This window comes from Fodinibius salsisoli, assembly GCF_026229185.1.
Taxonomy (GTDB): Bacteria; Bacteroidota; Rhodothermia; order Balneolales; family Balneolaceae; genus Fodinibius; species Fodinibius salsisoli.
On sequence record NZ_JAGGJA010000002.1, the window covers coordinates 227886 to 239584 of the forward strand.

Annotated in this window: 8 protein-coding genes; 2 read left to right on the forward strand and 6 right to left on the reverse strand. The window is 42.3% G+C overall.

The genetic code is table 11. The features are described from left to right. The first annotated feature begins 7 nt into the window (after positions 1–7). Both J6I44_RS03815 and J6I44_RS03820 read left to right on the forward strand, forming a co-directional pair. Complete coding sequence (locus J6I44_RS03815; RefSeq protein ID WP_265764661.1) at positions 8–799, forward strand: NIPSNAP family protein; 792 nt, start codon at positions 8–10, stop codon at positions 797–799. Positions 800–835: 36 nt separating this feature from the next. Then, positions 836–1621, forward strand: a complete 786-nt coding sequence (locus J6I44_RS03820) for a TPM domain-containing protein (RefSeq protein ID WP_265764662.1) — start codon at positions 836–838, stop codon at positions 1619–1621. Positions 1622–1730: 109 nt separating this feature from the next. On the opposite strand, the gene J6I44_RS03825 is transcribed toward J6I44_RS03820, so the two are convergent. From J6I44_RS03825 to J6I44_RS03850, 6 genes are all read right to left on the reverse strand, one after another. Beyond that, positions 1731–2987, reverse strand: a complete 1257-nt coding sequence (locus J6I44_RS03825; RefSeq protein ID WP_265764663.1) for a DUF4998 domain-containing protein — start codon at positions 2985–2987, stop codon at positions 1731–1733. Positions 2988–3050: 63 nt separating this feature from the next. Next, the gene (locus J6I44_RS03830) at positions 3051–4214 is read right to left on the reverse strand and encodes a DUF5000 domain-containing lipoprotein (RefSeq protein ID WP_265764664.1); all 1164 of its coding nucleotides are present in this window, start codon (positions 4212–4214) and stop codon (positions 3051–3053) included. Between the two features lie 88 nt (positions 4215–4302). Beyond that, positions 4303–6213 carry a RagB/SusD family nutrient uptake outer membrane protein gene (locus J6I44_RS03835; RefSeq protein WP_265764665.1) on the reverse strand — a complete coding sequence of 637 codons (1911 nt, stop codon included), beginning with the start codon at positions 6211–6213 and terminating at the stop codon, positions 4303–4305. A gap of 20 nt (positions 6214–6233) precedes the next feature. Beyond that, positions 6234–9785 (reverse strand): TonB-dependent receptor, encoded by a 3552-nt coding sequence (locus tag J6I44_RS03840; RefSeq protein WP_265764666.1) that lies wholly within the window; start codon positions 9783–9785, stop codon positions 6234–6236. Between the two features lie 10 nt (positions 9786–9795). After that, positions 9796–10839, reverse strand: coding sequence for a FecR family protein (locus J6I44_RS03845; protein WP_265764667.1), 1044 nt, complete (start codon positions 10837–10839; stop codon positions 9796–9798). 267 nt (positions 10840–11106) lie between these two features. Then, positions 11107–11622, reverse strand: a complete 516-nt coding sequence (locus J6I44_RS03850; protein WP_265764668.1) for an RNA polymerase sigma factor — start codon at positions 11620–11622, stop codon at positions 11107–11109. Between the last annotated feature and the right edge of the window lie 77 nt (positions 11623–11699).

The following is an 11699-nucleotide window of genomic DNA, read 5'->3' on the forward strand; positions in this document are numbered from 1 at the left end:
AGTCTATATGCTTAAAAAGAATTTTATTTCCCTGTTCCTCTCCCTGATCTTGGTTGCCATATCTCAACCAGCGCATAGCCAAAGCCAGCCTGCTGAGCGTCAATTTTTCCAGATTAAAGTCTATCATTTTGACAACATCAGCCAGCAAGAACGCACTGACCAGTTTCTAAATACTGCTTATCTTCCGGCCCTGCACCGTGCCGGGATAAAGCAGGTAGGCGTTTTTAAACCCGTGGAGCAAGACACTGCGGCTCTCCGCACCTATGTGCTCATCCCCTTCTCTTCCCTGGATAAATTTGAGGCCCTTGCGGCAACCCTACAAAATGATTCACAATTCTCGAGTGATGGTCAGGAATATTTGGAAGCGACATATGATCATCCGCCCTATAACCGCATCAAGTCTATTTTACTAAAATCGTTTAAGGATGCGCCTACTTTGATGGAATCAACCCTTCCAGCTCCTAAAACAAAACGAATATATGAGTTGCGAAGCTACGAAAGCCCGACCGAAGCACTGAATATCAACAAGGTAGATATGTTTAATGCCGGCGGCGAAATCGATATCTTTAACCGATTGGATTTTAACTCCATTTTCTATGGCAATGTCTTGGTTGGTGATGCGATGCCCAACCTGATGTATATGACATCTTTTAAAGATATGGCAAGTCGTGACAAACACTGGGATCAATTTGGTTCGGATGCTCAGTGGGAGCAACTCTCTTCGATGGAGAAGTACCAAAATAATGTGTCGCATGCCGACATCCATCTGCTGCACGCCACCTCCTACTCCGATATATAATTCTTAAGTTCTCTTTAGTAATACCCTTTCATATTTATGAAATATCCTAAACGCTCACTATTAACCTTACTGCTGTTTCTTGGAATTACTGCTTTTGCCTTTGGCCAAAACCTTCCCTCCCAGCCAACGGGTCATGTCAATGATTTCGCCAACATGCTTAACAGCAGTGAGCAGCAGCAGCTTGAGACCAAGCTTCGCAATTACCGGGATACCACAACCACCGTTATTGCAGTAGCAACGCTCAAGAGTCTAAACGGTATTTCGATTGAGGAAACGGCGACCACCCTCTTTAACGAATGGAATTTATGGGAAGGCGATAAAGATAATGGGGTACTGATTCTTATTGCTCAACAGGAACGAAAAATGCGGATTGAAGTTGGGTATGGGCTTGAGGGGGCCATCCCTGACGTGATGGCCGGCCGTATTATCCGCGAGATTCTTTCTCCCAGCTTCAAACAAAGTGCGTATTACTCAGGACTTGATCGGGCTACTTCTGCTCTTATACAACTTGCCAGCGGCGAATATACCGGGCAACTGGCCAAAGAAAACTCCTCTACCCTGGATGGAGATACGATTTCATTTATCATCAACCTGCTTTTTATCATTTTCGTGATCTACTTCTCCTCGCGTCGTAAAGGCGGTAAAGGAGGTGGCAAGGGAGGCAAACGCCGCACCCTGGGGCCCGGTGGATTTATCTTTCTCGGAGGCGGTGGTTTTGGTTCCGGCGGCGGATTTGGAGGGGGCTCCGGCGGCGGATTCGGCGGCTTCAGCGGAGGCGGTGGATTTGGCTCCGGTGGCGGTGGTGCCAGCGGAGGCTGGTGATTTTGGGTTATAGTTAATGGTTATTAGTCGTTAAGAAGGGCAAGACTGCCCAATATTTGCCCAATTTCTTAACGACTAATAACTAACAACCAATAAATGCGGTAATCTATTATTGGAGTTCTATGATTCTCAATGCAACTTCAGAAATACGTACATTTTGCCGGGTTCCTTCCATTGTGCCAACAATACCAATTGCTATATCTGATTCTTGGTTTAAAGTAAATTCGATCTCAGTACTTGGCATTTCCAAAAATTTGTGATTTAGAGCATTACTTTCGAGGTCAGCAATATTTGGCAGCGTATTACCTTTAGCTGCTGCTAAATACACTTCAGCCTGGGGACTCGTTCCCAAACCAAGTGCTTTTCCAGGATCATTATCATTAAAAAAGGCACTAAAGGTATATGTCCCTGCGGGCAGCGTTATTTCCTGGTAAACCTTTCCATCAGTAATTGTCATCTCACTGCTACTCCAACGCTCAAAGCCAAGGTGTCCCGGGCCATTGTAATTATCAAATCCTCCAACCAAGCTGCCATCTTGCGCCGTTCGAGTTTTTACTGCTGTATTCGCCTCCCAATCTTTTATATTACCCCATCGTGAGCCATCCCATTTTCCATGCTCAAAATCAGGGCCGGAATTTGCTAACTGGACCTGTTCTGCTTTAGTGGTCACATCGTTGGTAGAAAAGGTATCAATGGCCAGAGAATCAGGAACATAATACGTACTATGATTAAATCCATTGCCTAAGGCATAATTTTTTAACACAGTAGAATCTTGTTCTCTGGGCACTATTATAGCATGCTCCATTCCTGAATCGTCCATATAATTAAGCTGAGTATCAAATAAATCAGAGCTGCTTGGTGGCCCCCAAACCACAGTAAGTTTATTCTTCATTACATTAAATGAAGAACTTGAGACAAGCCGTGGAAGTAGTGTTTGTTGGTAGGCATCACCATAAACTTGTCCTGTAACTTCTGTACTAACGGAGGCATTGCCATCATTATCAAAATTTATAAACTGAAAGGTATATACCCCTTCAGCTATATTATTAATCTCTACACTCAACGTATCTGAAATACTGGTCGCTTTAGCAGCTTCAACATCTACGATAACAGAGTCCGTTTTATTTCTCCAATATATTTTGGTAGTGGCTATCGCAGGATCCGATACTATCCAGTTTAACTTTACTCTATTTTTACCTGGTGCAAACATAACTGAATCAGATTTAGCAGGATATATTATTTCTCCTCCCTCTATAAAATCCTGATAGGGATCATTCATTGAGGTACAGGATACGGAGCAAATAATAAGAGCCATCGCTGCTATGTAACCACCCATTTTTTGAAATTTATTGTAGAAACGTTTCATAATTGTACAGTCTTTAAATTCATTTTACTTGTCTATACCCAGCTGATTTGTCATCCCTGAACTTTATTCATAGGTCTCCTGAATCTGCCCCCAGAAGGTAAGCTCTGCGATTCCAAATCCGCCCCCGTTTTTAGCTTCATCCCATGTATTTACCATTTTAAACCGAATGTATCGAACCGCCGGAGCTTCAGCGGCATTAGGAAAGTTCATATCGCGCCCCAAAACTTCTGCATACTCTATATCTCCCTGGGTGACCTCACCGGGAGGTGACTCCGACGGTTTTTGAGCCTCAAATGTCCCCAGCTTCGTCCAACTCAGGAAACTGCCATCTTCACCCGGATCATTGGTACCCCATATTTCAAACTTCTTGGGTTCTCCTGGTCCATAGGAACCTCCCGCACGGGCATGGAATTTTAGTCTGTTCAATTTTGCTTTCACTCCTAAATCAAAGGTGAACCAAATAGGATAACTATCGGGCGATGGGAAAAAGACCGGATCTGCTATGTTTGTTGTTTCATCCCAAATATCTGTCATACCGGTACCACAGCAGTGCTGGTCGTTATAATCAGTCGATAGATCAAGCGATGTAAAACCAGACTTGGGTATCAATTCTTCAAATAAAGGGGTGAGTTCAGTAAAAAGTGTATCCGAATAGTTGTTAAATCCATCATTCAAATAAACACCGAAGCGTATACTTTCAGAGGGAAATCCACGTACAGAAAACTGTCCATTTTTACTTTTCGAGTAGAATTTTTCTACCTCCGTTATTTCACCGAGGGAATCTTCAGCAAGAATAGAAAATGTTATATTTCCACTATACTCATTTTCAAAGGAAATAGACGCCCCGCCGAAGGCTTCGCTAAAAGCGAGTGTTTTAAAAGTACTGGACAAGGGGGAAATCAGGGGTTTTATATCAACACTTACTGGCTCAGATTCTTTTTCTGCACGGTTAACAGCATATAGATTAATAGTATAGGCTGCGGTATCAGCAAAACCCTTAATTGTTAGTTGATCGGTATATAAGGAAGATTTTTTTTCTATGGTTCTGTCCTCCCCCAGTTTAGCCACCGCTTTTACATATAAAACCTCTTGGTTTTGGGGTATATCATAGCTAATTCTGGCTCCCCCATGTAAATTTTCGACTTGCACATTCGTCACCTTATCCGGCGTAGCTGTATCAGCATCTTTATTCGGACCATGGATACTGCTTTCACTGCAACCTGACAATATAAAAAATGCTGAAACTATGAGATTTATTGATAATATTCGCAATTTCATAATACTATAATATTTGACTTAAGAATAAATATCCGCTTTACCAGCCTGGGTTTTGAGTCAGTTTGGTGTTGGTCAGTAACGCCTCTTCGCTAATGGGCCACAGGTAATCACGAGCCGTAAACTTCTGCTGAAAGAACGTCCTGGGCCTATAGTAAGCCTTTTCTTCTACCTGATTGATGCTCCATCCGGATAGTGGTTGGTTTAAAACAAGAGAAGCTTCCTTCCACCTTCGTAAATCCCAAAACCGCTTTGCTTCAAAGGCCAGCTCAATCATACGCTCCTGATGGATGATATCACGCATGCCCTCTTTGGTTTTAAATTTATTGGGATCTACGGAATACTTGGTCCAGGCATCCTGAACGGATGGTAATCCCGCTCGCTCCCTTATACGATTTACATAATCATATACATCCGGTCCCGGCCCATCGACTTCGTTTTTGGCTTCAGCATGCAAAAGGTAAAGATCAGTTAACCTAAGCACCGGCCACGGATAACTTTTCGTATTAAAGCTACTCCGCGATACAACCGTCTGGTAATGGAATAGCTTTTTAGGCCAATATCCCGACATAGAAAAACGTCCGATGTGTTGTTCTGAGGCAGGTTGTCCCTTTTTGGACTGGATATACAATTGCTCATTGCTTTTATCGTCATAATGACCCTGCCCATACCATATCGCCCCGTCAAATCCTAAACTGGCATAAAACCGCGGCTCTCTATTAAAATTCATATTCGCCGTTATGTAGCCGGGTTTCAGGTAAAAACGGTCTTGTTCAGTAATGGTCTTAAAATTATATCTGCTCCCATATTCCCAGGTTTTATCTTCCTCGATAGGCACACCATTATCGCTGTAGAACAGCTCAACAACATGAAACGGTACTCCAAACCTCCCCCAGGGATTTGTATTATCCTTTACGTATGCTGGCTCAATACCACGAGGCGCGGCATCACGCTGGAGGCTATAGGTACTATTATCGGTATTAGCCCATATAATTTCCGAGTTCCATTGTTCGGTAACACTGGTTCTCACATTCAGCTTATATTTAGTGCTATCACTAATACCGGTATTACCAACCGAAGATTCAAAATAATGCAGCGAATGTCCCATCTGTTCAGCAAAATCAATGGCCTCTTGTGTAGCCACCAATGCACTATCCCATTTCGCAGGATCATACTCTTGATTAAACATGATTTCTCCGTCTTTGTTAGCAAATCCGGCATAATCCTGATTACCATTAAATAAAGGACTGGCCGCCGTCACTAAGACCTTTGCCTTAATACCATAGGCGATTGTTTTAGTTATGCGGCCTAAGTTAGCTTCCTGATTCGTTATTTCATCGGGCAGGTCGGTAATAGCCTTATCCAATAGCTGAACAATATAGCTAAATACTTCATCCACGGGCTCCCGTGTCACTCGAACCCCTTCCGTAGATTCAGAAACAGAAATGTTCTCTTTAGGCAATACTATCGGCCCATACATGCGAGTCAGATAGAACAAATAGTAGGCTTTTAAGAACTTTGCCTCTGCAGCCCATTGCGCTTTTTCTGTCTCGGTCATATCTGGAACCGAACCGATATTCTCTATAAAAATATTGGCTTGCCGGACCCCTTCATATAGATCAGTACCTCCGTTCTGGCCTTCCCAGTAATTTAAGTAGGGATCTACAACGGACTGATTTCCCTGCATTACCTGAGATCCGGAATTTCCATCATAGGTTGGTGTAAACACCAATTCATCACTCGCCAGAAAACCTGGATTATTACTCGCGCTGGCTTGGTCAGGCATATACGAATAACAAGTATATAAGAAGCGTTTAGCATCGGCACGCAATGCAAAGGCATTATCTTCGATCGTTGCTACATTATCGGGTACCACGTCCAAATAATCACAAGAAGTTAAGGCCCCTGAAAATACAATAAGTAGAAGGGGTAATAGAATTTGCTTATTCATAGTTTCTATTTCTTTATACATTAAAATGATGCTTTAATACCTGCACTAAAAACCCTCTGGACCGGGTAGCCTAATCCATTTCCAGCCATCTCAGGATCCCAAAGTTTAAATTTGCTGAAGGTCAATAAGTTTGATCCGGTGAGGTAAACTCGTAGGTTTCGCATGGATAGCGACTCTGTTAGTTCTAACGGAAGATTATAACCCAGCTCTAACTGTTTTAACCTTAAGAAACTGCCATCTCTCATAAACCAAGTGCTTCGTTGAAAGTTATTTTCATTTCCAGCACTATTATTGGCACTCAAGCGTGGCCATAACGCATATACATCCTGATCTTCTCTTGACCAGTGATCATCAGCATAGGCCTTTAGCAGCTGATTGCCACCTACGAAGGGCGCTGTACCGCTGGCATTAATCCAGAAGGATGAACGAGCCGATCCCTGGAAAAAGGCCGAAAGGTCAAAACTTTTATAGCCCAGAGAAAAACCAAATCCATACACAATCTCAGGCGTGGTAGGATAGCCAAGAGGTACTTGGTCCAGCTTAGTTATCCTGCCGTCTCCGTTGACATCCCGGTATTTAATATCTCCACCTCCATATTCTCCAAAGCTTTGTTCTGGGGAATTTGCAGCCTCGTTATCATCCACGAACAGGCGTTCTGCTATATATCCATAGACTTGGTCAATAGGATTGCCAATGCGTGACTTCCAGGGGGTGTCGCTATAATCATTTTCCTCATACTTCGTGTATTTATTGGTTGCATAGGTGAAATTACCACGCAGCTTGACGTAAAAATCTCTGCTGAGAAATTTTGAATAATTCAAGGATGCATCAAACCCATGGCTTTTGGCCGCACCTATGTTGGCCTGTGGGGTAGCCGAAAGTCCCATTGAAGTTGGTATAGACTCTCTCGACATTAAAATATTATTCCGGTTTTCTTCGAAATAATCGGCTTCCAGCTCAAATTGATCAAACAACCCTAATCGAATGCCTACATCAATCTTGGTCCCTTCTTCCCAGGTAATAGCTGAATTGCCATACCGTGATATTGAGACTCCCGGCAGGCTTTCATTTCTTTCCCGACCGAAGGTGTACCCTTGGCTATTATCTCGAATATTAACATTGGAAAGATACAGAAAGCGGTCTGATGGATTCCCAATTGCATCATTACCTACCAAGCCATATGTAGCGCGGATTTTGAGATTAGTTATCGCTTTACTAAGAGGTTCCCAAAAGTTTTCATTTGATATATTCCACGACAGCCCCAATGAGGGGAAGAAGCCAAACCGATGGCTTTTATCGAACCGCTCAGAACCATTATATCCAAAGTTAAAAGTGGCGTAGTATCGGCTGTCGTAGTTATAGGTTGCGCTTCCGGAAATGCCCAAATTTCGCTGCGGTAATGAAGTCTGCAGATCTGTTGGGCTTCCTTCAAGTTCATTTCTCATTCTGAAGACTAATAGTCCACCTATACTATGTTTTTCTGCGAGAGTATTGCTATACCGTAGTTTAGATTGCAATTTAAAGTCTGAACTAACCTGCTTTGACTCAGGGTTATATCGTAGTGAAGGATTCCCTTCATCTTCATTCAATAAATTAAGATTAAAGCTTTGCCTACTACCGCCCAACGCAGGTGAGGCTTCGTACCAGTATGGAGTCGTACTTCTTTGTATTTCGAAGTAGCTATATCTTGATACAAACACGCGGGCATCCAATGTTAAATTCTTTATGAATGAGAAGTTGTGTTTTATTCCAAACTGAGCATTCAGGTTCGTCCGGGAATAGTTCCGATAGCCCTTCACCATTTCCGCATATGGATTGGTCATGAAGCCTCCACCCTCTGCTTCGTAATTTCCATATAGAATATGATTTACATACTGAGTGTTTTCCGTTTTGGGATAAACAGCAGGAAAACGCACTGGATTGGACCGGGCGACCATCTCATAAATTTCGGTACCGGACTTTAAGGGCCCCGTGTAGTCATCAAATGAACCACTAAGTTTCGTATCTAATTGCGTATTTTCAGAGAGCTTCACATCTACATTCGTACGCAATGAATAGCTTTTTAAGTCAATGTTGCTATTGTAATTATTGATAGGATCAACTTTTAGCACACCGTTATCTTGGTTTACAGCACCAGCTACATAATAGTTTGCGACATCTCCCCCACCACTTATATCCAGATGCAACCTCTGATTCATGGTGTGATCTTTAAAAAGATCATCTTTCCAATTCGTAGCTGGATATAAGTAAGGGTTGGCACCAGCCTCCGTTTTATCGATTTTGCGTAATGAATAAGGCCGTACCCCCAATGGGTCGCGCGTTGCTACAGCCTCATTATTGAGCCTCATATACTGAACCGGATCTGCAAACTGTATTTCCTCGGTTGGCATAGAAATTGAGTTCTCTAAACGAAAATCGACTTGGGTACTTCCAGGCCGGCCTTCTTTGGTGCGAACCAATATCACTCCATTGGCAGCCCGACTTCCATAAACGGCCGTTGAAGTTGCATCTTTAAGGATCGAAAAGTTTTCAATATTATCGGGTTGTAATCGGGCCAGATCTGTACTGCTGCTTTCAATACCATCGATCAAAATAAGCGGATCCTTCTTGTAGCCGAAGGAAGTAACGCCCCTCACAAAAAACTGAGCATTATCTTGACCCGGTTCTCCACTCCGTTGGTAGGATATTATGCCTGAGGCCCGACCAGCTAAGGTCGTAGTCAGGTTGCTTGTAGGTACTTCCGCCAACTCATTGGCACTTACTGAAGTTACCGCTCCAACTACATCTTCTCTCCTTTCCTCTTCCCCAAAGGCAGTTACCACCACTTCGTCACCTTCAACAACTTTAGGCTCCAAGGCAACGTTAACTTTCGTCCGCCCATTAATCGGCTCTTCTTTCGTTTGATAGCCCACAAAAGAAAACATGAGGGTATCCTGCAAGGAGGGAACAGTAAGTTCAAAGCGGCCTTCACTGTCGGTAGATATACCAGTAGTCGTACCCTTCACTGATACGTTAACAGCTGGCAATGTTTCTCCTGATTGGGAATCAGTTACAGTTCCGGCGACTTGTTCCTGTGTTACCGATACCTGGAGTTTGCTTTGCCTATTTATTAATACCAGCTGCCCATTAGCAGAAACAGCAAAACGCAGGTTGGTACCTCTCAACACCTTCCATAAAGCATCCTCAATAGTTCCATCCTCCATTTCTAATGTCACTTTCTTGTCCAAAGAAGTTAACTGTGTATTGTAAGACAGCTTTAAGTCGGCTTTGCTGGCAATTTTTTTTATACCTTCTAACACCGATACTTCATTTAAATGAAGTGAAATTGTATTATTCAATACAGACTCATGATCAATATCCGAGGTCACTTGTTCATCAAACATAAGCTCGATCGACCCCGCTGAAGCCACAGGCAGTTCACCTTCCTGCCTTTCTTGTCCCTGTGCTGATAATACCAGCACACACACTGCCATCCATACTAAAATGATTTGAATGCTTATCCGGTATAGGTCAGTTCTCTGTTCCTTATCTGTCATATCTAAACCGCTACTTTTTACTGTTTGTTCATCCATTTTTCTTGTTCTATTTGCTATCCGAAAAGGTAATCTCACGACCTTCCCTCTCGTATTTCATATCCAGCGATAATGCAATTACTGTTAATACTTCTGCTAATGGTTCATCTTCAAAGGAAGCTGACAACCGCCGGCTGGCCAACCCAGTATCCGCTATGGTAATATTAATGTTGTACCAACGCTCTAACCGGGTAACTACATCTTTTAACGGCCGATCATTGAACATCAAAACTTTATCTTTCCATGCAATCAGTTCTCTTATACTCCCTTCTCCTCTTTCAATGATATTTCCCGAAGGATGGTAGGTTACCCATTGGTTTTTTGTTAGGAAAACAGGTTCATACTTACCATCATCATTTTCTTCTACCTTTTCTTTACTTACTGCCACTTTTCCCTCAGCAACGGCTACCTGTACTTTTTCACCAGATTTATAAGCATTGATATTAAATGAGGTGCCCAAAACTTTTGTTACGGTATTCCCCGCGTGTACGATAAATGGGCGAGAAGTATCTCTGACAACCGAAAAGAAAGCCTCTCCCTCGAGATATATTTCGCGCTTATTGCGACTAAATTTTGAAGGATAACGCAAAGAACTTCCGGCATTTAAGTATATCACTGAACCGTCACCAAACCGGAAAGTCGCTTTTTGTCCAGCCGATAATGTTCGTTCTTTATACGTTAGGGAGGTATTTTCCTCAAGGGGAGTTTGCATATAATAAAATCCTACTCCCCCGGCGGTAAGAATAAGCAAAATGATGGCTGCTACCCTCAACCAACTATTGGTTTTAATACCTTGAGCAGGTCGAATGTCCTTTCTCCCTGTAGCACCTTCTTGCTTATCTGGCTTAATGTTACTGAAGAGCTGTTTTTTTATCTCTTCAGTATCGGCATAGGATTGCTTCTTTTCGTGACGGATATCTTTTGCTATCCTTTCCAATAAAGAAACATTCTCGGGATCTTGATCAAGCCAATTCTCGATCGCCTGCACTTCATTGGGTGTGCAAAGACCTAATAGATAATTAACTAAAAGTTGTCGGTTTGGCAGATCTTGCATATGAGTCTTTTGCTAAAATTCACTTATATAATCCTATTAAAACCCTAACCCCTGAGGTGAAAAATATTTTAATTATTGCCCCTACATCCTGATAAAGGCGTTTATGAAATAATTTAGAAATTGATCTCCACATTCCGTGCATATCAGTGCGTGGGTAAAAAATCAGGACGGAGAAATCAGTATTTATTTACTTTAGTAGGCGGGACTTTTGAAACTGTAGTAAACGAGTGGGTTATAAATAGATGGCGCCTGATGTAGACAAGACTATTAGTTGTTTTGGGAGAATTCTCTGAGCTCTTGTCTCAAAATTTGCAAGGCTTTACTGATGTGCGTTTCTACCGTCTTGATGGAAATGTCCATTACTTCTGCAATTTCAGAATAGGTCAGCCCTTCTTCCCTACTTAACAGGTAGGCCTTCCGGGCACGCAGCGATATTTTAGAATGTGCAACCCGATAAGCCTCCTGAATATCAATCGGATTAACTACAGGTTCATCCTGAGACTGCTTTTCAGTAAGTTTCTCAAGGTTCTCTTCTAACCAATTGTCGTAATTATTCTCTTTTTTCAATCTTTTTAACGCATGATTCCGGGCTGTCTTAAGCAAGTAACTTTTAAATGAAGGATGGTCAAAATTAATAGAATCTCTTTTCTGCCACATCTTAAGAAATACATCCTGCGCCCAATCTTGAACAAGTGCTTGATTAGATGTATAGGTGTACAAAAAAGACACCACGTCATTAATATACTGATCAAATAATTCTTCAAACTGTTTTCTTCCCAACATCTGTTTCAATCTTACTGATTGCAGCTATTAACTTTCCCTACCTTTTATCTAAATTCGTTTCCCCAAACAAATATCAT

Bases quoted from the DNA above. Each gene is read 5' to 3' on its own strand.
- J6I44_RS03815 (WP_265764661.1), top strand. From the start codon at position 8: ATGCTTAAAAAGAATTTTATTTCCCTGTTCCTCTCCCTGATCTTGGTT.
- J6I44_RS03820 (WP_265764662.1), top strand. From the start codon at position 836: ATGAAATATCCTAAACGCTCACTATTAACCTTACTGCTGTTTCTTGGA.
- J6I44_RS03825 (WP_265764663.1), bottom strand. From the start codon at position 2,987: ATGAAACGTTTCTACAATAAATTTCAAAAAATGGGTGGTTACATAGCA.
- J6I44_RS03835 (WP_265764665.1), bottom strand. From the start codon at position 6,213: ATGAATAAGCAAATTCTATTACCCCTTCTACTTATTGTATTTTCAGGG.
- J6I44_RS03840 (WP_265764666.1), bottom strand. From the start codon at position 9,785: ATGGATGAACAAACAGTAAAAAGTAGCGGTTTAGATATGACAGATAAG.
- J6I44_RS03845 (WP_265764667.1), bottom strand. From the start codon at position 10,839: ATGCAAGATCTGCCAAACCGACAACTTTTAGTTAATTATCTATTAGGT.
- J6I44_RS03850 (WP_265764668.1), bottom strand. From the start codon at position 11,622: ATGTTGGGAAGAAAACAGTTTGAAGAATTATTTGATCAGTATATTAAT.